Here is a 22,059-nt window from a genome sequence, read left to right on the forward strand (position 1 = left end):
TATACGACACGTAGGAGATGTAATTCCATGACAGACGCACTCAAGCGCCTCTCCGAAGAAGGCGTCGCGATCTGGCTGGACGACCTGTCGCGCAAGCGGATCACGTCCGGCAACCTCGCCGAGCTGATCGACCAGCAGCACGTCGTGGGCGTCACCACCAACCCGACGATCTTCCAGAAGGCGATCTCCCAGGGCGACGGCTACGACCGGCAGCTGTCGGACCTCGCCGCCCGCAAGGTCACCGTCGAAGAGGCCATCCGCATGATCACGACGGCGGACGTCCGTGACGCCGCCGACATCCTGCGCCCGGTCTTCGACGCCACCGGCGGCCAGGACGGCCGGGTCTCCATCGAGGTCGACCCGCGCCTGGCCCACAACACCAAGGCGACCGTCGCCGAGGCCAAGCAGCTGGCCTGGCTCGTCGACCGCCCCAACACCCTGATCAAGATCCCGGCCACCCAGGCGGGTCTGCCGGCGATCGCCGAGGTGATCGGCCTCGGCATCAGCGTCAACGTCACGCTGATCTTCTCGCTGGAGCGCTACCGGGCCGTCATGGACGCGTACCTGACCGGTCTGGAGAAGGCCAAGGAGCGGGGCCTGGACCTGTCCGAGATCCACTCCGTGGCGTCCTTCTTCGTCTCCCGTGTGGACACGGAGATCGACAAGCGCCTGGACGGCATCGGCACCGACGAGGCCAAGGCGCTGCGCGGCAAGGCCGCCCTCGCCAACGCCCGGCTTGCCTACCAGGCGTACGAGGAGGTCTTCTCCTCCGACCGCTGGACGGCGCTGGAGAAGGCGGGCGCCAACAAGCAGCGTCCGCTGTGGGCGTCGACCGGTGTGAAGGACCCGGCGTACAAGGACACCCTGTACGTGACCGAGCTGGTCGCGCCGAACACGGTCAACACCATGCCGGAGGCCACCCTGGAGGCCACCGACGACCACGGCGAGATCACCGGCGACACCATCTCCGGCACCTACGAGCAGGCGCGCGCCGACCTCGACGCGCTGGAGCGGCTCGGCATCTCGTACGACGACGTCGTGCAGGTGCTGGAGGACGAGGGCGTCGAGAAGTTCGAGGCGTCCTGGAACGACCTGCTGAAGTCGACTCAGGCGGAGCTTGAGCGCCTTGCCCCCTCGGAGGGCTGAGTTGTCACCCGTTTCCGGTTCCGGAGCGAACCCGCTTCGTGACCCGGCCGACCGACGGCTCCCGCGCATCGCGGGGCCGTCGGGCCTGGTCATCTTCGGCGTCACGGGCGACCTGTCCCGCAAGAAGCTGATGCCCGCGGTGTACGACCTCGCCAACCGGGGTCTGCTGCCGCCGGGGTTCTCCCTGGTGGGCTTCGCCCGCCGTGACTGGGAGCACGAGGACTTCGCCCAGGTCGTCCACGACGCCGTCAAGGAGCACTCGCGCACCCCGTTCCGCGAGGAGGTCTGGCAGCAGCTCCTCCAGGGGATGCGCTTCGTCCAGGGCACCTTCGACGACGACGATGCCTTCGAGCGGCTGCGCGCCACCATCGACGAGTTGGACAAGGCCCAGGGCACGGGCGGCAACTTCGCCTTCTACCTGTCGGTGCCCCCGCGCTCCTTCCCGGTGGTCATCCAGCAGCTGAAGAAGCACGGCCTGGCCGACCAGAGCGGCGGTTCCTGGCGGCGCGCGGTCATCGAGAAGCCGTTCGGCCACGACCTGGCGTCGGCCGAGGAGCTCAACAAGGTCGTGCACGAGGTGTTCGAGCCGGACCAGGTGTTCCGGATCGACCACTACCTCGGCAAGGAGACCGTCCAGAACATCCTGGCGCTGCGCTTCGCCAACCAGATGTTCGAGCCGATCTGGAACCGGTCCTTCGTCGACCACGTGCAGATCACCATGGCCGAGGACATCGGCATCGGCGGCCGGGCCGGCTACTACGACGGCATCGGCGCCGCCCGCGACGTCATCCAGAACCACCTGCTCCAGCTGATGGCGCTCACCGCGATGGAGGAGCCCGCCTCCTTCGGCGCGGACGCGCTGGCCGCGGAGAAGGAGAAGGTGCTCGGCGCGGTGCGGCTGCCGAAGGACCTGGGCGCCGACACCGTACGCGGTCAGTACGCGGCCGGCTGGCAGGGCGGCGAGAAGGTCATCGGCTACCTCGAAGAGGAGGGCATCGACCCGAAGTCGAAGACCGACACCTACGCCGCGATCAAGCTGGAGATAGACAACCGCCGCTGGGCGGGCGTCCCCTTCTACCTGCGCACCGGCAAGCGGCTGGGCCGCCGGGTCACCGAGATCGCGGTGGTCTTCCAGCGGGCCCCGCACTCCCCGTTCGACACCACGGCGACGGAGGAGCTGGGCCAGAACGCGATCGTCATCCGCGTCCAGCCCGACGAGGGCGTCACGGTCCGCTTCGGCTCCAAGGTGCCGGGCACCTCGATGGAGATCCGGGACGTGTCCATGGACTTCGCCTACGGCGAGTCGTTCACGGAGTCCAGCCCGGAGGCGTACGAACGGCTGATCCTGGACGTGCTGCTCGGCGACGCCAACCTCTTCCCGCGCACGGAGGAGGTCGAACTGTCCTGGAAGATCCTCGACCCGATCGAGGAGTACTGGGACACGCACGGCAGGCCCGCGCAGTACAAGTCGGGCACCTGGGGTCCGGTGGAAGCGGACGAGATGCTCGCACGAGACGGACGGAGCTGGCGCCGGCCATGAAGATAGATCTGACCGACACCACCGCCGGAGAGATCAACAAGGCGCTCGTGCGGGGCCGCCGCGCCATCGGCACCCCCGCCGTCGGCATGGTCCTGACCCTCGTCATCGTCACCGACGAGGAGAACGCCTACGACGCCCTGAAGGCCGCCAACGACGCCTCCCGCGAGCACCCCTCGCGCACCCTGGTCGTCATCAAGCGGGTCTCCCGCGGCCCGCGCGACCGCACCTCCTCGCGGCTGGACGCCGAGGTGCGGGTGGGCGCGGACGCGGGCACCGGCGAGACGGTGGTTCTGCGGCTGTACGGCGAGGTCGTCGAGCACGCGGACTCGGTGGTCCTGCCGCTGCTGCTGCCGGACGCCCCGGTCGTCGTGTGGTGGCCGGTGAACGCGCCGCTCGACCCGGCGAAGGACCCGCTGGGCGCGCTCGCCCAGCGCCGGGTCACCGACAGCTACACCGCCGAGCAGCCGGTGCGCGAGCTGACCGCCCGCGCCGCGGCCTACACCCCCGGCGACACCGACCTGTCCTGGACCCGGATCACGCCGTGGCGTTCGATGCTGGCGGCGGCCCTGGACCAGGTCGCGTGCGAGGTGCGGGGCGTGGAGGTGGAGGGCGAGGAGTTCAACCCGAGCTGTGAGCTGCTGGCGATGTGGCTCGCGGACCGGCTGGACGTTCCCGTCCGGCGCTCCCCGTCCGCCGGCCCGGGGCTCACCGCCGTCCGGCTGGACACCAGCCGGGGGCCGATCACGCTGGACCGCGCGGACGGCTCGCTGGCCACGCTCGCCATCGAGGGCCAGCCGGCCCGCGCGGTGGCGCTGAAGCGGCGGGACACCGCCGAGCTGATCGCGGAGGAGCTGCGCCGGCTGGACCCGGACGACACCTACGCGTCGGCGCTGCGCTACGGCGTGGAGCGGCTGAACACGGTACCGAAGCAGTCCGCCGAGCCCCCGGCCGAACCGGTCACCGAACCGGCAGCCGCGGAGGGGGCCGAACCGGTCGCCGAGCCGGAGCCGGTTCAGGAGGCGGCCAAGGCCCCCGCGAAGAAGGCGGCGGCCAAGAGCGCCAAGAAGGCACCGGCGAGGAAGGCGGCAGCGAAGTGAGTGCACCGCAACTGGTCGTCCACCACGACAAGGAACTGATGGCGCAGGCCGCCGCGGCCCGCCTGATCACGAAGATCGTGGACGCGCAGGCCTCCCGGGGCACCGCGTCCGTGGTCCTCACCGGCGGCCGCAACGGCAACGGGCTGCTCGCCGCGCTGGCGGCGGCGCCCGCCCGGGACGCCGTCGACTGGGGTCGGCTGGACCTGTGGTGGGGCGACGAGCGCTACCTCCCCGAGGGCGACCCCGAGCGCAATGTCACGCAGGCCCGCGCGGCACTGCTGGACTCCGTCCCGCTGGACCCGGAGCGCGTGCACGCCATGCCCGCCTCCGACGGCCCGTACGGCTCGGACGTCGAGGCGGCCGCCGAGGCGTACGCGGCGGAGCTGGCCAAGGCTGCCGGACCGGAGAACCACGGCCCGGTGCCCGCCTTCGACGTGCTCATGCTGGGCGTCGGCCCGGACACCCATGTGGCCTCGCTCTTCCCGGAGCTGCCGGCCGTACGGGAGACCGAGCGCACGGTGGTCGGCGTGCACGGCGCGCCCAAGCCCCCGCCCACCCGGATCACCCTCACGCTCCCGGCGATCCGCGCGGCCCGCGAGGTCTGGCTCCTCGCGGCCGGCGAGGACAAGGCGGAGGCCGCGGCCATCGCCCTGTCGGGCGCCGGTGAGATCCAGGCCCCGGCGGCGGGCGCGTACGGCACCCGGCGCACCCTGTGGCTGCTGGACTCCGCCGCGGCCTCGCAGCTGCCGCGGTCGCTGTATCCGCCGGCGTCGCCGTGAGCCGCGGGCAGCGCCCTCGGGCACGGGTGTGAACGCCGGGACGGCGGGGGCCTCGGTCCCCGCCGTCCCGGCGTTGCCCCGGTTCAGCTCCGGCCGCGCAGCTCCCGGTACTTGGCGACCAGCGCCTTCGTGGACGCGTCCAGACCGGGTACGTCGGCGCCCTCGGTGAGCGCGGGTTCGACCTTCTTGGCGAGGACCTTGCCGAGCTCCACGCCCCACTGGTCGAAGGAGTCGATGTTCCACACCGCGCCCTGGACGAACACCTTGTGCTCGTACAGCGCGATCAGCTGGCCCAGCACGGACGGGGTCAGCGCGCGGGCGAGGATCGTCGTGGTGGGCCGGTCGCCCTGGAAGGTCTTGTGCGGGACCAGTTCCTCGGGCACGCCCTCCGCGCGGACCTCCTCGGCGGTCTTGCCGAACGCCAGCGCCTGGGTCTGGGCGAAGAAGTTGGCCATCAACAGGTCGTGCTGGGCCTTGAGTTCCTCGCTCAGCTCGGCGACCGGCTCGGCGAAGCCGATGAAGTCCGCCGGGATCAGCTTGGTGCCCTGGTGGATCAACTGGTAGTAGGCGTGCTGCCCGTTGGTGCCGGGCGTGCCCCACACCACCGGCCCGGTCTGCCAGTCGACCCGCTTGCCGTCGCGGGCGACGTACTTGCCGTTGGACTCCATGTCCAGCTGCTGGAGGTAGGCGGTGAACTTCGACAGGTAGTGCGAGTACGGCAGCACCGCGTGCGACTGGGCGTCGTGGAAGTTGCCGTACCAGATGCCCAGCAGGCCCAGCAGCAGCGGCGCGTTGGCCTCGGCGGGCGCGGTGCGGAAGTGCTCGTCCATCAGACGGAAGCCGTCGAGCATCTCCCGGAACCGGTCCGGGCCGATCGCGATCATCAGGGACAGGCCGATCGCGGAGTCGTAGGAGTACCGGCCGCCGACCCAGTCCCAGAACTCGAACATGTTGTCCGTGTCGATGCCGAACTCCGCGACCTTCCCGGCGTTCGTCGACAGCGCCACGAAGTGCTTCGCCACCGCGGCCTCGTCGCCCAGCGCGGCCAGCAGCCACTGGCGCGCGGAGGTGGCGTTGGTGATGGTCTCGATCGTGGTGAAGGTCTTGGAGGCGATGATGAACAGCGTCTCCGCCGGATCCAGGTCCCGGGTGGCCTCGTGCAGGTCGGCGCCGTCCACGTTGGAGACGAAGCGGACCGTGAGGTCGCGGTCGGTGAAGCTGCGCAGCACCTCGTAGGCCATCGCGGGGCCGAGGTCGGAACCGCCGATACCGACGTTGATCACATTGCGGATGCGCTTGCCGGTGTACCCGGTCCACGCGCCGGAGCGGACCCGGTCGGCGAAGCCGGCCATCTTGTCCAGCACCGCGTGCACCTTGGGCACGACGTTCTCGCCGTCGACCTCGATCACGGCGTCCCGCGGGGCGCGCAGCGCGGTGTGCAGCACCGCCCGGTCCTCCGTGACGTTGATCCGCTCGCCGCGGAACATGGCGTCCCGCAGTCCGAAGACGTCCGTCGCCGCGGCCAGCTCGCGCAGCAGCCGCAGGGTGTCGTCGGTGACCAGGTGCTTGGAGTAGTCGATGTACAGGTCGCCGACCTTGAGCGTGTACCCGGTGCCGCGCCCGGGGTCGGCGGCGAACAGTTCCCTCAGCCGGGTGTCCGCCAGCTCCTCCCGGTGCTTGGCGAGGGCGGTCCACTCGGGCGTCTGGTGGAGCCTGGTACGGCCGTCTGCGTTCATGTCCGTCTTCAGCCTTCTTTCCTGCTGCCTGTCCCGCTGCCGGCTCCAACCTAATTGATCAGCGTTCCTGGTGAGCGGTCGCGCCGCCGTTCGCCGGCGCGACGACGGATACGTCCGGTCGGCGTGCCGGTATCAGCGCGGTGGCGGCCGACGCGAACAGGACGGCCGCGAGCAGGGCGGGTCCGTTGAGTCCCCAGAGGAGCCGATGAGGAGCAGCGAGCCCGTCTGGATCGCGCAGCCGGACAGCAGGGCCCGCACCCGCCCCGTACGGCGGGCGATCCGCTGGGCGACGAAACCGCCGGCCAGGCTGCCGGCCGAGTACGCCGTCATGGCGGCGACATACCCGGTGTCGCCCGCCTCCAGCCAGCGGGTGACGTGGAGTGCCGGCGTGGCGATCAGGGCACCCATGCCGATGTCGCACAGCAAGGTCGCCAGACACACCGCGCGCAGCACCCGGTCTTGGCCCAGGGCGCGCAGGCCCGCGCCGACCTCCGAGCGCATGGGTGCTGCCGGCCGCGCGCGGCTCCCGCTCCGGCGGGCGTATCCGCAGGGACGCCACGAGCGCGGCGGCCACCAGACAGGTGCCGGCGTCCGTCGCGAACGGCGTGAAGGCGCCGGCCGACAGCAGCAGGGGCACGAACGGGGCCCGCCGGCAGCCCGCCCGCGAGCTGCTGACCGGTCATCAGCCGGGCGTTGGCGCCGCCCAGTGCCCCGCGCTCGACCAAGGAGGGCAGCAGGGCCGTGGCGGCGTTGCCGAAGAGCGTCTGCAGGGCGGTGAGCGAGAAGGCGAGGGGCGGTCGGCCGAGTGGGCGTCAGACGGCTCCGGCCGGGTGCCCTTGGGCACCCGGCCGGTGTGAAGTGCTAGATCTCGCCCCGCAGTTTGGCGAGCGCCTCGGCGAGGATCGCCTCGCCGTCCGCGTCGCTGCGCCGCTCGCGCACGTACGCGAGGTGCGTCTTGTAGGGCTCGGTGCGCGGCGGTGCCGGCGGGTTGTCCCGGTCCTGGCCGGCCGGGAAGCCGCAGCGGGGGCAGTCCCAGGTCTCGGGAACCTGCGCGTCGCTGGCGAAGCTGGGCTGCGTCTCGTGCCCGTTGGAGCACCAGAAGGAGATGCGCAGACGCGGCGCGGACTCGCCGCGCTCGGCCTCGCCCATCGGCCCCGCCCCGACCCGGCTTCCTCGGATCGCGTTGCCACTTGCCACGGTCGTAACTCCCTGCGTGATGGTGCCGCGAAGCGAGTCGGCGTTTCGCTTCGCCGCGAGCGCCTCAGTCTACGTAAGGCCCAACGCGCGTCCAGTGATTGGAGTTACCGGCCCCCACACCAAGACGCAAGCCCCATGATAGGCCGCGCTCTCAGGCGCGTACCCAACATGGGGCTTCGCGTGGGAAATCGGCGGCGCGGTCCGGAAGTACGGCCGGTTCACGCCGGTCGCGCGTCAGCTGTTCGACTTCATCACGAGGCCGAGGACGATGATGCACGCGAACCACAGCAGGCCGATCACGATGGTGATCCGGTCGAGGTTGCGCTCGGCGACCGAGGAACCGCCGACGGAGGACTGCATGCCGCCGCCGAACATGTCGGACAGGCCGCCGCCCTTCCCCTTGTGCATCAGCACCAGCAGCATCAGCAGCAGGCTGAAGACGATCAGGGCGATCGAGAACCCCAAAACCACGGCTGGACCAACTTCCTCGGATTCGGATGGACGACGGGGGCACAGCGCTCGGCTGTGCCCCCGCAAGAGTACGACGTATCGCCGCTACCGCCTACTCACGGCGGGGGCGTCACTGATCGCGGAAGCGCACGATCTTGACGAACTCGTCGGCGTCCAGCGAGGCACCGCCGACCAGGGCGCCGTCGATGTCGGGCTGGGCCATGATCTCGGCGCAGTTGCCCGACTTCACGGAGCCGCCGTACTGGATGCGGACCTTGTCGGCCACGTCCTGGGAGTACAGCTCGGCGATCTTGGCGCGGATGGCGGCGCAGACCTCCTGGGCGTCCTCGGCGCCGCAGACCTTGCCGGTGCCGATGGCCCACACCGGCTCGTAGGCGATCACGACGGTCTCGGCCTGCTCGGGCGGGAGGTCCCTCAGACCGCCCTCGACCTGGGCGAGGGTGTGGGTGACGTGGTTGCCCGCCTCGCGGACGTCCAGTTCCTCGCCGACGCACAGGATCGGGGTGAGGCCGTGCTTGTAGGCGGCCTTGACCTTGGCGTTGACCACTTCGTCGGTCTCGTTGTGGTACTGGCGGCGCTCGGAGTGGCCGATCGCCACGTAGGTGCACTTCAGCTTGGCCAGCATCGGCCCGGAGATCTCGCCGGTGTAGGCGCCGGAGTCGTGCTGGGAGATGTCCTGGGCACCGTACTTGATCTTGAGCTTGTCGCCGTCGACCAGGGTCTGCACGGAGCGCAGGTCGGTGAAGGGCGGCAGGACGGCGACCTCTACGGCCTCGTAGTCCTTGTCGGCCAGGGCGAAGGCGAGCTTCTGGACGTGCGCGATGGCCTCGAGGTGGTTGAGGTTCATCTTCCAGTTGCCCGCCATCAGCGGCGTGCGCGTGCTCATCGAGGTCAGTCCTCCAGTGCGGCGAGGCCGGGGAGCGTCTTGCCCTCGAGGTATTCGAGGGAGGCGCCGCCACCGGTCGAGATGTGGCCGAATGCCTTCTCGTCGAAGCCGAGCGTGCGCACGGCCGCGGCGGAGTCACCGCCGCCGACGACGGTGAAGCCGTCGGAGTCGACGAGGGCCTGGGCGACCGCCTTGGTGCCCTCGGCGTAGTCGGGGTGTTCGAAGACGCCCATGGGACCGTTCCAGAACACGGTCGCGGCGTCGGCGAGCTTCGAAGCGTACAGCGTACGGGTCTGCGGGCCGATGTCCAGGCCCTCCTGGTTGGCCGGGATGGCGGTCGCGGCGACCGTGGTCGGGTTGGCCGGGGCCTTGGTCTTCAGGTCCGGGAAGTCGGGCGATACGAGGACGTCGACGGGGAGGACGAACTCCACCCCGCGCTCCTCGGCGCGCTTCATGTACTCCTTGACCGCCGGGATCTGGTCCTCCTGGAGCAGGGAGATGCCGACCTCGTGGCCCTGGGCCTTGAGGAAGGTGTAGGCCATGCCGCCGCCGATGAGGATGCGGTCGGCCTTCTCCAGCAGGTGGTCGATGACGCCCAGCTTGTCGGACACCTTGGCGCCGCCGAGCACCACCGCGTAGGGCCGCTTGACGTCGTCGGTGAGCTGCTTCAGCACGCCGACCTCGGTGGCGATCAGGTAGCCGGCGTAGTGCGGCAGCCGGGCCGGGAGGTCGAAGACGGAGGCGTGCTTGCGGTGGACGGCGCCGAAGCCGTCGCCCACGTAGACGTCCGCGAGGGCGGCGAGCCGGTCGGCGAACTCCCCTCGCTCGGTGTCGTCCTTGGAGGTCTCGCCGGGGTTGAAGCGCAGGTTCTCGATGACCGCGACCTGGCCCGGCTGGAGGCCGTCGACGGCGCCGTGGGCGGCGGGGCCGACGGTGTCCTCGGCGAAGGCGACGGGGGCGCCGAGCAGTTCACCGAGGCGCTCGGCCGCGGGCAGCAGCGAGAAGGCGGGGTCCGGGGCACCCTTGGGGCGGCCCAGGTGCGAGGCGACGACCACCTTGGCGCCCGCGTCCGCGAGGGCCTTGACGGTGGGCAGGACGGCGCGGATGCGGCCGTCGTCGGTGATCGTGCCGTCGGCGAGCGGCACGTTGAGGTCGGCGCGGACGAAGACCCGCTTGCCGCTCACGCCGTCGGCGAGAAGTTCGTCGATCGTCTTCATGGGGTGGACTCCTGAGGAGGGCTCGTGTGCACCTGATCGTAAAAGGGCGTGGTCGCTACGTGGGACAGGGCCCGGTCAGCGCGACGGTGCGCTGCCCGAGCCCTGCTCTCACTTCGTGGTCCTGCTGTTTACGATCAGAGCTGGTTGCCGACGAAGACCGTGAGGTCGACGAGGCGGTTGGAGTAGCCCCACTCGTTGTCGTACCAACCGATGACCTTCACGTTCTTGCCCTCCTGGACCATGGTCAGGGAGGAGTCGAAGGTGCAGGACGCCGGGGCGTTGACGATGTCGGAGGAGACGATCGGGTCCTCGGTGTAGTCGAGGAGGCCCTTCAGCTCGCCCTCGGCGGCCTTCTGGAAGGCGGCGTTGACCTCTTCCTTGGTGACCTCGCGGCTCAGCTCCACGACCAGGTCGGTGACCGAACCGGTCGGGACCGGGACGCGCATGGCCATGCCGTCCAGCTTGCCCTTGAGGTGCGGCAGGACCAGGGCGGTGGCCTTGGCGGCACCGGTGGTGGTCGGGATGATGTTCTCGGCGGCGGCCCGGGCGCGGCGCAGGTCCTTGTGCGGGAAGTCCAGGATGCGCTGGTCGTTGGTGTACGCGTGCACCGTCGTCATCAGGCCCTTGACGATGCCGAAGTTCTCGTCGAGGACCTTGGCCATCGGCGCCACACAGTTGGTGGTGCAGGAGGCGTTGGAGATGACGTGGTGGCTCGCCGGGTCGTACTTGTCCTGGTTGACGCCCATGACGATGGTGATGTCCTCGTCCTTGGCCGGAGCCGAGATGAGGACCTTCTTGGCACCGCCGGCGATGTGCTTGGCGGCGTCTTCCTTCTTGGTGAAGATGCCGGTGGACTCGATGACGATGTCGACGCCCAGCTCGCCCCACGGGATGTCGGCCGGGTTGCGCTCGGAGAGCACCTTGATGGTGTGGCCGTCGACGGTGATCGTGTCGGCGGTGTGGGTGACCTCCTGCTTGAGGCGGCCCAGGATCGTGTCGTACTTGAGCAGGTGGGCGGTGGTCGCGGTGTCACCCAGGTCGTTGACAGCCACAACCTCGATGTCCGCCCCCTGCTCCAGCAGGGCGCGGAAGTAGTTACGACCGATGCGGCCGAAGCCGTTGATGCCTACGCGGATCGTCACGAACCGATCTCCTCGTTGGTACGCCGGCTATGCGGTGCCGGCGAGCTCTGTTTGGGATGTCCCCGACCACCCCCGACCCTACCTCTCTGAGGCCCCCTGGGTGACATCGAGATGACCCATACACGGGCAGGCGGTCCGTACCCGCCAGTAGAGGTACGGACCGCCCCGGATCGACAGTGGATTCACCCGTATTTGTTACGGAATGCCGGGCACCTCCGGCCCCATTTTCACTCGTTCGTGAGCGGGTCGGCTCACTTGATGAACCGGCCGTCCGCGCACCGTTGAGAGGGGTCCGCGCTCACCTGTCGAGAGCGGCGAACGCCTTCCTCAGCAGGGCCGTCCGGTCGGCCGCCGAGACCACCTGTTCCAGGCCGAACCCGAGCAGCACGGTGTCGTCCGTGGTGACCGCCGCGTAGGTCCGGAACAGGGCTTCGGTACGGGTCCAGTCCTTCCGGACCGGGGCGCTGCCCGCGGGCGGTCCGGCCGCCCGCCAGGCGCCCAGGGACGACTCGAATCCCTCCGTCCGGCGTGCCGCACCACCGACGACCAGCGAGGTCTCGTCGGCCAGGACGCCGTACCCGCCGGTGCCGGTGTCGGTGACGTACCCGATCGACACCTCGACGGACTTCCCGGCGTACGCGCTCAGGTCGAAGCCCACCTGCTGCCAGCCGGCGGAGGTTCCGTCGAGGCTGTTCCAGGAACCGGTGGTCCCGGTCGCGGCGCAGGCGTTGTCGGCCGGCGTCAGGTAGTGCCTGAGCCACGGATGCTCGCCGACCAAGGAACCGCACTCGTCCGGCACGGCCGTCCGCGTGGCCCCCGATGCCTCCGGCAGCGTGGTCCAGTCGTCGGCGCCCACGGTGTGCGCCTCGACCACCACGTGGTCGTAGCCGGGTTCGGTGTCCCACAGCAGCCGGGCGCTCAGGGCCGGCTTGTCGGCGGCGGTGACGCCGGTGAGGTCGATGGTGCTGGTGAGGCGCTTGTAGGCGTCGTCGGTGTGTGCGGCGGCGGCCATGAAGGCGCCCGCGTACGGCCCGTACGGGTTGGCGGTCCCCGTGAACGTCCCCGCGCCCGCGCTCTTGAACTGCGGGAACCCGGCGACCGGCAGTTCCTCGGAGGTGACGCCGTAGGTACCCGCCGTATCGAGCGGGTTGCCGGGCGCGTCGCCGAGGGCGCCGGAGAAGCCGGCGAGCGTGCCGGAGCCGGTGAAGCCGGTGGCTCCCTTGGCCGGCATGCGGCTGTAGGCACCCAGGTAGTACTGGCTGAAGTCGTCCGACAGGGTGCCGTCGCCGAGGTCGACGCTGCCGCCGGCCCGCTCGCCGGCCTCGATCAGCCTGCCGCCCTCGTTGAGGTAGGCGCGCAGCCGCATCTGGGTGGCGGTGCCGGGGCCGCTCGCGCCGGAGTAGTGCACGACCGTCCGGAAGTGCTTCAGCACGCCGAGCGCGTCCGGGGCGCCCTGGGTCGCCACGTCCCACACCAGGGCCCGGTGCCCGGCGGCCCGGAGCGCGTCCGTGTAGGCCCGTGCCTGTTCGGCGGCGGTGCCCTCCTCGGCGACCACGAGGGTGTCGGCGGCCGGCCGCCGCGCGACGGTGTAGGTGAAGTGCGGGCTGGAGACCTTCTCGCCGCTCCTGGTCTCGCCGGTGAACCACACCTCCACCCGGTCGCCCGGCTCGCCGTCCCGCACCCTGGCGCGGTACTCGTCGAAGTAGAGGTTGTCCTCGCCGCCGTAGGTCTCGCCGCCCTTCCAGGGCCTGAGCGCCTGGTCGAGGATGCGGCCGCCGTTGACGCGGTACTTGAGCTCCTTGTCCCGGACCGCCTTGCGGGCGACGACCGCGACCTCCTGGTCCGCGCCCCGGGAGTACGACGTGCTGAACGCGGCCGGGGTGAAGTCGGCGGCGTCCAGGCCGACGGCGGAGGCCGGCCGGTCGGGGTGCGCCGCGGTCTCCGCGACGGAGAGCGCGAACGGGATGTTCTTGGCGAACTCCCGCTGGATCAGCTTCTCGTCGTCGGGGAAGGTGAAGCCCGACCGGCAGTCCCGGCGGTCCCAGGCGTCGTCCGGGTCGCTGTCCGACACGGTCTGACAGGTCGACATCTCCGGGGTGAACATGGCCATCCCGTTGACGTTCGACGCGTGGCCGTCCGCCTCGCCGTTGGTGGTGTACAGCTCGGAGGAGACCTGCGGACGGTAGCCGGGGACGGCCGAGTTGTCCGGCGTGCCGGCCAGTGCCCGGTACAGGACGTCGTCGGGGGTCGGCGTGGCCACCTGCCAGCCCACGCCGTAGAGCAGGAGTTCGGCGGCGGAGTGGTAGTTGATGCCGTAACGGAAGCCGATCCGCTTCTCCAGGGCGTCCAGGGCCTTGGTCTCCGGCTCGGACCCGGGGCTCGCGCCGCGGTAGGTCTGGCTGGTGGGGTTGGGGGACGAACCCTCGTTGTCGTAACCCCACTTGTAGGGGAAGTTGCGGTTGAGGTCGACGCCGTCGCCGCTGCCGATGACGCCGTCGCCGTCGACGTCGCGCAGGTTCTTGCGCCACAGGCGGGTGCCGGGGCCCTTGAAGGTGTAGTCGTAGCCGTCCGGGTTGGCCGAGAGGACGAACCACAGCTCGGTGGAGTCGACGATCTTCTTGATGCGCCGGTCGGTCTCGTAGCGGTCCAGGTAGTGGTGCATCAGCCGGCGGGTCATCTCCGGCGTGATCCACTCGCGCGCGTGCTGGTTGGACATGTAGAGCACGGCCGGTTTGGAGCCGTCCTCGGACGTCCTCGCGTTCCTGGTCAGTTTGAGCGCGAGGATGTCCTGGCCCTTGACGGTCTTGCCGATGGACTCGACCTTGGTGAGGCCGGGGTGGGCCGCGGCGGTGCGGAGGATCTCCTCCTTCAGCCCGCCGCTTCCGCTGTACGGGCGGAACACGCCCTGGGCCGCGTCCTCGACCCGGGCCTCGGCCTTGGCCGAGAGGGTGTGCTCGGTGAGGGCGACGCCCTGCTCGCGCAGTCGCGCGGCCTGCTTGCCGGTGAGGTAGACCTCGACCCGGGTCCTGCCTCCCGCGGCCGTCCGCTCACCGAGTTCGTGACCGTCCTGACCGGCCTTGAGCAGCAGGGGTACCTGTTGCTCCGTGACCTCCGCGTGGAAAACCCTGACCTCTTCCGGCGCGGGAGCCGGGTCTCCGCTCCGCGCCTGGGCTGTGGGTGCGAGGCTCGCTCCGCCGATCATCAGCGCGCCGACAGCGAGGATCGATCTCGCTCCGTGTCTCATGAACCCCCCTACAGGTGGTCCGCACCAGCGGCGAACAAGGCTGCCAGGCTCATGGCACTCGATGATCGAGTCAAGAGCGCCTCATGGACACGCGGACGCCGGTGCCGGTCACCCGAAAGGGGGGGCGGCGACACCGGCGAGTTGACGATCCGTCCGGTTTCAGCCGGCCAGGTTCTCGGCGAGTTCCTCGGTGAGGTTGGCCTCCGTGCCCGGGATGCCCAGGTCGGCCGCCCGCTTGTCGGCCATCGCCAGCAGCCGGCGGATACGGCCCGCGACCGCGTCCTTGGTCAGCGGCGGGTCGGCGAGCGCTCCCAGCTCCTCCAGGGACGCCTGCTTGTGCTCCATGCGCAGCCGGCCGGCGGCGGCGAGGTGCTCGGGAACCTCGTCGCCGAGGATCTCCAGGGCCCGCTGGACACGGGCGCCGGCGGCCACGGCGGCCCGGGCCGAGCGGCGCAGGTTGGCGTCGTCGAAGTTGGCGAGGCGATTGGCCGTGGCCCGCACCTCGCGGCGCATCCGGCGCTCCTCCCAGGCCAGCACCGACTCGTGCGCGCCCAGCCGGGTCAGCAGGGCGCCGATCGCGTCGCCGTCGCGGACGACCACCCGGTCCACCCCGCGCACCTCGCGGGCCTTCGCGGCGATGGACAGCCTGCGGGCCGCACCGACCAGGGCGAGCGCCGCCTCCGGGCCCGGACAGGTCACCTCCAGGGAGGAGGAACGACCGGGTTCGGTCAGCGAGCCATGCGCCAGGAAGGCCCCGCGCCAGGCCGCCTCGGCGTCACAGGTGGCCCCGGAGACCACCTGCGGGGGCAGCCCGCGGATCGGCCGGCCCCGTCCGTCGACCAGGCCGGTCTGCCGGGCCAGCTGGTCACCGCCCGCGACGACCCGGACGACGTAGCGCGAGCCGCGGCGCAGCCCGCCGGGGGCCATCACGATCAGCTCGGAGCTGTGCCCGAAGATCTCCAGGATGTCCCGCTTGAGCCGGCGCGCCGCCATCGCGGTGTCCAGTTCGGCCTCGATCACGATGCGCCCGCTCACCAGGTGGAGGCCGCCGGCGAACCGCAGGATGGCGGAGACCTCCGCCTTCCTGCAGCAGGTCCGGGTGACGGGGAGCCGGGAGATCTCGTCCTTCACCGCTGCCGTCATCGCCATGGGCCGATCCTTCCATGCATCCGAAAAATACGGTCGTACGCGGCGGCCAACAGCTCCGGGTCGTGCCGGGGCGATCCGTCCGTCCGGGCCACCGGCGCCAGCTCGACCGCTGCTCCCAGCCGCTTGGCGGCCTCTGTGAGCGATGCGCGGTCGGGCACGGCGGCCTCGTCGGCCAGCACCACGTCCAGGGCGAGTTTAGGGGCGTGTCGCCCCAAAACCTCCAAATGACGCTGCGGGGAGAAGCCCTCGGTTTCTCCCGGCTGCGGCGCCAGGTTCAGGGAGAGCACACGGCGCGCCTTGGTCTCGGTGAGCGCGTCCAGCAACTCGGGCACCAGCAGGTGCGGGATGACCGAGGAGAACCAGGAGCCGGGGCCCAGCACCACCCAGTCCGCGTCCAGGACCGCCGCCACGGCCTCGGGGACCGCGGGCGGGTCGTTGGGCACCAGGTGCACCGACTGCACCTCGCCGGGGGTCAGGGCGACCGTCGCCTGCCCGCGCACCGTGTCCACGTCGTCCGGGCGCTCCGGGTCGTGCCCCTTGACCAGGGCCTGCAACTCCAGCGGCACGGCGGACATGGGCAGCACCCGGCCGTGCGCCCCGAGCAGCTTGCCGACCAGGTCCAGGGCCTGCACATGGTCGCCGAGCTGCTCCCACAGCGCGACGATCAGCAGGTTGCCGACCGCGTGCTCGTGCAGTTCGCCCTGGGACTGGAAGCGGTGCTGGATGACCCGGGCCCAGGTCTGGCCCCACTCGTCGTCCCCGCACAGCGCGGCCAGCGCCTTGCGCAGATCGCCGGGCGGCAGCACACCCAGCTCGTCCCTGAGCCGGCCGCTGGAGCCGCCGTCGTCGGCGACGGTGACGACAGCAGTGAGATCGCCGGTGATCCGGCGCAGCGCGGCGAGCGACGCGGACAGGCCCATGCCGCCGCCGAGCGCGACCACTTTGGGCTGGGCGCCGCGCCGGCGGGGCCGGCCGCCGCGGGCCTCGGCCGGGCGGCCGGCGCGCGCCTCGGGCACCATCCGGCGCAGCCTGCCCAGCCGCGGTGTACGTTGCGTCATTCCCGTCCCATGTCCCGGTGCACGACCACCGTCTCCACGCCCTCGGCCGCCAGGCGCGCGGCGAGCTTCTCCGACATCGCGACCGAGCGGTGCTTGCCGCCGGTACAGCCGATGGCGATGGTCACATACCGCTTGCCCTCGCGCCGGTAGCCGGCGGCGATGAGCCGCAGGAGTTCGGCGTACCGGTCCAGGAACTCCTTCGCACCGGGCTGGTTGAAGACGTAGGCCGCGACCTCCTCGTTGAGGCCGGTGTAGGGGCGCAGCTCCGGGACCCAGTGCGGGTTGGGCAGGAACCGCATGTCCGCGACCAGGTCGGCGTCGACCGGGAGGCCGTACTTGAAGCCGAACGACATCACCGTGGCCCGCAGCTCGGGCTCTTCCTCGCCGGCGAACTGGGCGTCCATCTTGGCGCGCAGCTCGTGCACGTTGAGGCTGGAGGTGTCGATCACCAGGTCGGCGTCGCCGCGCAGCTCGCGCAGCAGCTCGCGCTCGGCGTCGATGCCGTCCACGATGCGTCCGTCGCCCTGGAGCGGGTGCGGCCGGCGCACCGATTCGAAGCGGCGGACCAGGGCCTCGTCGGAGGACTCCAGGAAGACGATCCGCCGGGTGACGCCCCGGGCGTCCAGGTCGGCGAGGGACTCGCGCAGGTTGTCGAAGAAGCGCCGGCCGCGCACGTCCACGACGACCGCGATCCGCGCCACGTTGCCCTGCGAGCGGGCGCCCAGCTCCACCATGGTGGGGATGAGGGCGGGCGGCAGGTTGTCCACGACGAACCAGCCGAGGTCCTCCAGACACTTGGCGGCCGTGGACCGGCCGGCTCCGGACATACCGGAAATGATCACCAGCTCGGGGATGGCCGCCTCGGGGACCCCGGCTGTCTCGCTGCCCGTACTCACCTGTGCTCCGTTGTCCTGGCCCGTCTCCCGGCCGGCGTCGGGCCGGGCCGGGCCCTGGCCGGTGTCCTGCCGGACGGTCTCGCCGCCCGTGGCGCCGTGCGTCCGATCCCGCTGTGCCCTGGGCTGTGCGTCGTGCTCCGTCATGTCTCCTGCCCCCGTCGTTCGTCCGGGACGCCCGCGGTCACGGGCTCCCCCGAGGAACCCCCCGTCGTGTCGGGTTCCTCGTCCTCAATGATCTCTCCGGTCGCCGTGTTCACGGCGGGTGCTGCCGGGGCCGCCTGGGCGAGGGCCACGGCGATGGTCTCCGCCGTCTTCCGGCCTATCCCGGGCACTTCCTGGATCTGCTCGATTGTGGCGGACCGCAGCTTCTTCACCGAGCCGAAATGCTTGATGAGGGCCTGTTTGCGGGTCTCCCCGAGGCCGGGGACGTCGTCCAGCGGGCCGGCGCGGAAGCGCTTGGCGCGCTTGGTGCGCTGGTAGGTGATCGCGAAGCGGTGGGCCTCGTCGCGCACCCGCTGGAGCAGGTAGAGCCCCTCGCTGGTGCGGGGCAGGACCACCGGGTCGTCCTCGCCGGGCACCCAGACCTCCTCCAGGCGCTTGGCGAGACCGCAGACGGCGATGTCGTCGATGCCCAGTTCGTCCAGGGCGCGCTGGGCCGCGGCGACCTGCGGCTGACCGCCGTCGACGACCACGAGCTGGGGCGGGTAGGCGAACTTCCTGGGCCGGCCGTCGTCGTCCTTGAGGGAGTCCGTGATCACCTCCGGACCGGCGAGCGTGCCGTCGGTGGCCGCGCCCTCGGTGCCGGTGCCGCCGTCGCCGAGGGGGTCGGTGCCGGTGCCGTCGGCCCACTCCCCCGTCCGCTCCTTCTCGGCGAGGTAACGCCGGAAGCGGCGGCTGATCACCTCGTGCATGGAGCGCACGTCGTCCTGGCCGGCGAAGCCCTTGATCTGGAAGCGGCGGTACTCGCCCTTGCGCTGGAGCCCGTCCTCGAAGACGACCATGGAGGCCACCACGTCGTCGCCCTGGAGATGGGAGATGTCGTAGCACTCGATCCGCAGCGGGGCGCTGTCCAGGCCGAGGGCCTCGGCGATCTCCTCCAGCGCGCGCGAGCGGGTGGTCAGGTCGGAGGCGCGCTTGGTCTTGTGCAGCGCGAGGGACTGCTGGGCGTTGCGCTGCACGGTCTCCATGAGCGCCTTCTTGTCGCCGCGCTGCGGGATGCGCAGCGACACGTTCGCCCCGCGGCGGCCGGTCAGCCACTCCTGGACCGGCTCGACCGGCTCGGGCAGGGCCGGGACCAGCACCTCCTTGGGGACGGCGTCCCCGCTCTCTTCGCCGTAGAGCTGCTGCAGGGCGTGCTCGACCAGGGCGCCGGTGGTGACGTCCTCGACCTTGTCGGTGACCCAGCCGCGCTGACCGCGGACCCGGCCGCCGCGTACGTGGAAGATCTGCACGGCCGCCTCCAGCTCGTCCTCGGCGACGGCGATGAGGTCGGCGTCGGTCGCGTCGGCGAGGACGACCGCGTTCTTCTCCATGGCCTTCTTCAGCGCCCCGATGTCGTCGCGCAGACGGGCCGCCCGCTCGTACTCCATCTCCTCGGCCGCCTCCATCATCTGCTTCTCCAGACGGCGGAGGTAAGCGCCGGTCCGGCCGGCCATGAAGTCGCAGAACTCCTCGGCCAGCTCCCGGTGGTCCTCGGGGGTGACCCGGCCGACGCAGGGCGCGGAGCACTTGTCGATGTAACCGAGCAGGCAGGGGCGGCCGGTGCGGGCGGCGTTCTTGAAGACGCCGGCCGAGCAGGTGCGCACCGGGAACACCCGCAGCAGCAGGTCGACGGTGTCCCGGATGGCCCACGCGTGCGCGTACGGCCCGAAATACCGCACGCCCTTCTTCTTGTGACCGCGCATCACCTGGACGCGGGGGAACTGCTCGTTCATCGTCACCGCGAGGTACGGGTAGCTCTTGTCGTCGCGGTACTTGACGTTGAACCGGGGGTCGTACTCCTTGATCCAGGAGTACTCCAGCTGCAGCGCCTCGACCTCCGTGGACACCACGGTCCACTCCACGGACGCGGCGGTGGTCACCATCGTCCGGGTGCGCGGGTGCAGGTTCGCCAGGTCCTGGAAGTAGTTCGCCAGGCGCTGGCGCAGGCTCTTCGCCTTTCCGACGTAGATCACCCGGCGGTGCTCGTCGCGGAACCTGTACACCCCCGGGGAGTCCGGGACGTCACCCGGCCTGGGGCGGTAGCTGGAGGGATCGGCCATGTCTCACACCCTACTGGCGAGCACCGACACCGCGTCGGGCCTGTCGCGGGGCCTGTGGATAACCTCGCTCCCACACGGCGGCCCGCCCGGTCCGACGGTGTGCCGTGGGCGATCGAGGGTGCGCCGGGGCCCGGGGGTGCGCGGTGGGCCGGGGGTGCCGTGCGGCCGCGGGGTCCCGGCATGTCCGACGGCCGGGATCCGGCCATGCCGGGTGCCGGGGACGCGCCGGCCGCTGCCCGCCCGTCGCTCTCCGGTCGGGCCCGGTACGAGCGTCCACCGCGACACGTTCCGCTCGGCTGCGCCGTCCGCGCGACGGCGAGGTCCGGCCAGTCGTGCCGGAACGACCGGGTCGAGGTGTTGTCGGGTCCTGGTCAACACGCTTCAATGCGGGGGAATCGGCGCCGCGCACCCAGGTGTGCGGGCTCGGCCTGCCCGGCCCCGGGCGTGCGCCGCGCCCACGGAGGCGGTCCCGCACACCGGTGCAGGCGGTGTGACCGGCCGTAGTGACACTCACAGAAAGGCCCCTCGGCATGCGGCATGCCACAGAGCACGCGGACGTCCCCGCCGCGGAACTGGCCACGGCCCTGCGGGGCGGCCCCTTCCACGTGGCGCTGCGCGCCGCGATCGCCGCACGCGGACTGCCGCTCCAGCGGGTGCAGCACCATCTGTCGCGCCACGGGGTCAAGGTGGGCGTCACCAGCCTGAGTTACTGGCAGCAGGGCGCGCGCCGCCCGCAGCGCCCGGAGTCGCTGCGGGCCGTACGGGCGCTGGAGGAGATCCTCCGGCTGCCCGACGAGTCGCTGATCCGGCTGCTCGCCGAGTCCGACGGGCACCCGCCCGCCGACCACCCGGCGGGCCGCTCCTACCGCTCCCTGGTCGAGGCGTCGGACGTTCTCGACCGGCTCACGGCCGGCCTCGGCTGGTCACTGGACGGCGGATTACGCACCCTGAGCCACCACGAATGCGTCCGGATCGGCGCCCGGCGGGAGCTGGCGAGCCGTGAGGCCCACCACATCGTGCGCGCCCACCACGACGGCGTCGACCGCTTCGTCGCCGTCCATCACGGAGACCCCGGCTGCGACCCCCGCCGCGTCACCGTGCACGCCCTGGAGAACTGCCGCACCGGACGCCTGCGCTGGGACCGGGACACTGGCGTCCTGGTGGCCGAGCTGCTCTTCGGCACGCGGCTGCGCTCGGGCGGCACCTTTCTCTTCCGGTACGCCGTCGAGGACGGCACGGCCGGGGCGTCTGGTGAGTACCGGCACCGGTGCGGCTTTCCCGGCGGCCAGTACGCGCTCCAGGTGCGCTTCGACGCGGCGGCGCTGCCGGTGCGCTGCCACCGCTTCGCCCAGCACTCGGTGGCGGCCCCGCGCACCGGCCGGCAGGAGCTGCCCGTGACCGGTCCGCATCACAGCGCTCATCTGGTCGAGCCACGGCTGCGGCCCGGCATCCTGGGGATCGCCTGGGACTGGGAGTGACCGGCTCCCGCCCTCGCGCCGCCCGGCCGTGAGACATGCTGCCCGGCCCGGCGGCTGTGCGGTCAGTTCGCCGGACCGGCGACGATCCGGCCGTCGGTGGCCTTCACCGCCAGCTCGATCAGCGGCTCGGTGGCCGGCGCCGCGACCACCTTGCCGGTGATGGCGTCGAACCGGCTGCCGTGACAGGGACAGACCAGCGTCGTCCCCTCCAGCTTGTTGATGGGGCACCCCGCGTGCGTGCAGATCGTGCTGTACGCCTTGAGGCCGCCGTCCTGGTCACGGCTGACCACCACGTTGTGATCCCGGTAGAGCTTCGCCCCGCCCTTGGCGACCTCGCTCTCCTTGCCGAGGTCGACGGACTCGGTGGCGGCGGACGAGGACGAGCCGCCTTCGTCCGGGGAGGAGCACGCGGCCAGGGCGAGCCCGGCGACCGGGGCCGCGGCGGCCCCTCGAAGGACGGTACGACGGCTCGCGGAGGAGCGGGCGGACATCTGGACTCCACTGGTCGAGGGGTGTGCGGAGCGCACGATACCGGGACAGAGGGGCCGCTCCTCGGGCGGGGGGCGGCGGGTGTGGTCGCTCACGTGAGCGTTTACGCCGGGCCGGGTCATGGGATAGCGTCCCGGCCGGAAGACGACCGAGGGCCGGGTGGTCGGATCGGTGAGCAACGGCCCGCGCGGTGAAGGTCCGTCCACCGCGTGTCCTGCGGCCGCCCCGGTGCCGGGCCGCGCCGAAGCCGCCGGGCGCACCGCACCGTCCGCG

At 71.4% G+C, this 22,059-nt stretch carries 17 protein-coding genes and 1 pseudogene; 5 read left to right on the top strand and 13 right to left on the bottom strand.

Features of this window, described 5'->3' with window-relative positions; translation table 11 throughout:
* Window positions 1–27: 27 nt before the first annotated feature.
* From tal to pgl, 4 genes are read left to right on the top strand one after another with little or no spacing between them, the layout of a single operon-like run.
* The gene (gene tal / locus Srubr_RS07235) at window positions 28–1,146 is read left to right on the top strand and encodes a transaldolase (RefSeq protein ID WP_189998179.1); all 1,119 of its coding nucleotides are present in this window, start codon (window positions 28–30) and stop codon (window positions 1,144–1,146) included.
* A gap of 1 nt (window position 1,147) precedes the next feature.
* Window positions 1,148–2,686, top strand: coding sequence for a glucose-6-phosphate dehydrogenase (gene zwf, locus Srubr_RS07240; RefSeq protein WP_189752313.1), 1,539 nt, complete (start codon window positions 1,148–1,150; stop codon window positions 2,684–2,686).
* Entirely contained in the window at window positions 2,683–3,783 is a 1,101-nt protein-coding gene (gene opcA, locus Srubr_RS07245) for a glucose-6-phosphate dehydrogenase assembly protein OpcA (RefSeq protein ID WP_189998180.1), read from the top strand. The genes zwf and opcA overlap by 4 nt, the downstream gene beginning before the upstream one ends.
* Window positions 3,780–4,562, top strand: a complete 783-nt coding sequence (pgl, locus tag Srubr_RS07250; protein WP_189998181.1) for a 6-phosphogluconolactonase — start codon at window positions 3,780–3,782, stop codon at window positions 4,560–4,562. Before opcA ends, pgl begins: the two co-directional genes overlap by 4 nt.
* Window positions 4,563–4,645: 83 nt before the next feature.
* Here the strand turns inward: pgl and pgi are convergent, their stop codons facing one another.
* The 12 genes and pseudogenes from pgi to uvrC all read right to left on the bottom strand — a co-directional run bounded on the left by pgi (window position 4,646) and on the right by uvrC (window position 19,819).
* Window positions 4,646–6,298, bottom strand: a complete 1,653-nt coding sequence (pgi, locus tag Srubr_RS07255) for a glucose-6-phosphate isomerase (protein ID WP_203854916.1) — start codon at window positions 6,296–6,298, stop codon at window positions 4,646–4,648.
* A gap of 58 nt (window positions 6,299–6,356) precedes the next feature.
* Window positions 6,357–7,089, bottom strand: a pseudogene (locus Srubr_RS07260) (MFS transporter); the annotation flags it as partial.
* A gap of 70 nt (window positions 7,090–7,159) precedes the next feature.
* Window positions 7,160–7,495 (bottom strand): RNA polymerase-binding protein RbpA, encoded by a 336-nt coding sequence (locus Srubr_RS07265; RefSeq protein ID WP_078637775.1) that lies wholly within the window; start codon window positions 7,493–7,495, stop codon window positions 7,160–7,162.
* Window positions 7,496–7,729: 234 nt separating this feature from the next.
* On the bottom strand, window positions 7,730–7,966 hold the full coding sequence (gene secG, locus Srubr_RS07270; RefSeq protein ID WP_078637776.1) for a preprotein translocase subunit SecG: 237 nt from the start codon (window positions 7,964–7,966) through the stop codon (window positions 7,730–7,732).
* Between the two features lie 109 nt (window positions 7,967–8,075).
* Window positions 8,076–8,852, bottom strand: coding sequence for a triose-phosphate isomerase (tpiA, locus tag Srubr_RS07275; RefSeq protein WP_189996718.1), 777 nt, complete (start codon window positions 8,850–8,852; stop codon window positions 8,076–8,078).
* Window positions 8,853–8,857: 5 nt separating this feature from the next.
* Window positions 8,858–10,069: a phosphoglycerate kinase gene (locus Srubr_RS07280; protein ID WP_189996717.1), complete on the bottom strand. Its 1,212-nt coding sequence runs from the start codon at window positions 10,067–10,069 to the stop codon at window positions 8,858–8,860.
* Between the two features lie 134 nt (window positions 10,070–10,203).
* Complete coding sequence (gap, locus tag Srubr_RS07285) at window positions 10,204–11,211, bottom strand: type I glyceraldehyde-3-phosphate dehydrogenase (RefSeq protein WP_189996716.1); 1,008 nt, start codon at window positions 11,209–11,211, stop codon at window positions 10,204–10,206.
* Window positions 11,212–11,509: 298 nt separating this feature from the next.
* Window positions 11,510–14,455 carry a M14 family metallopeptidase gene (locus Srubr_RS07290; protein WP_189996715.1) on the bottom strand — a complete coding sequence of 982 codons (2,946 nt, stop codon included), beginning with the start codon at window positions 14,453–14,455 and terminating at the stop codon, window positions 11,510–11,512.
* Between the two features lie 159 nt (window positions 14,456–14,614).
* On the bottom strand, window positions 14,615–15,604 hold the full coding sequence (gene whiA / locus Srubr_RS07295) for a DNA-binding protein WhiA (protein ID WP_030605113.1): 990 nt from the start codon (window positions 15,602–15,604) through the stop codon (window positions 14,615–14,617).
* Window positions 15,595–16,662 carry a gluconeogenesis factor YvcK family protein gene (locus Srubr_RS07300; RefSeq protein WP_189996714.1) on the bottom strand — a complete coding sequence of 356 codons (1,068 nt, stop codon included), beginning with the start codon at window positions 16,660–16,662 and terminating at the stop codon, window positions 15,595–15,597. Before Srubr_RS07300 ends, whiA begins: the two co-directional genes overlap by 10 nt.
* Complete coding sequence (rapZ, locus tag Srubr_RS07305; RefSeq protein ID WP_189996713.1) at window positions 16,659–17,702, bottom strand: RNase adapter RapZ; 1,044 nt, start codon at window positions 17,700–17,702, stop codon at window positions 16,659–16,661. The genes Srubr_RS07300 and rapZ overlap by 4 nt, the downstream gene beginning before the upstream one ends.
* A complete protein-coding gene (gene uvrC, locus Srubr_RS07310; RefSeq protein ID WP_189996712.1) occupies window positions 17,699–19,819 on the bottom strand; it encodes an excinuclease ABC subunit UvrC in 2,121 nt (706 codons plus the stop codon). The genes rapZ and uvrC overlap by 4 nt, the downstream gene beginning before the upstream one ends.
* Window positions 19,820–20,349: 530 nt before the next feature.
* Here uvrC and Srubr_RS07315 point away from each other — a divergent pair.
* Entirely contained in the window at window positions 20,350–21,297 is a 948-nt protein-coding gene (locus Srubr_RS07315) for a hypothetical protein (RefSeq protein ID WP_189996711.1), read from the top strand.
* A gap of 62 nt (window positions 21,298–21,359) precedes the next feature.
* Here Srubr_RS07315 and Srubr_RS07320 read toward each other — a convergent pair whose 3' ends face one another.
* On the bottom strand, window positions 21,360–21,788 hold the full coding sequence (locus Srubr_RS07320; protein ID WP_189996710.1) for a Rieske (2Fe-2S) protein: 429 nt from the start codon (window positions 21,786–21,788) through the stop codon (window positions 21,360–21,362).
* Window positions 21,789–22,059 lie beyond the last annotated feature (271 nt).

This window comes from Streptomyces rubradiris (assembly GCF_016860525.1).
Lineage (GTDB): Bacteria > Actinomycetota > Actinomycetes > Streptomycetales > Streptomycetaceae > Streptomyces > Streptomyces rubradiris.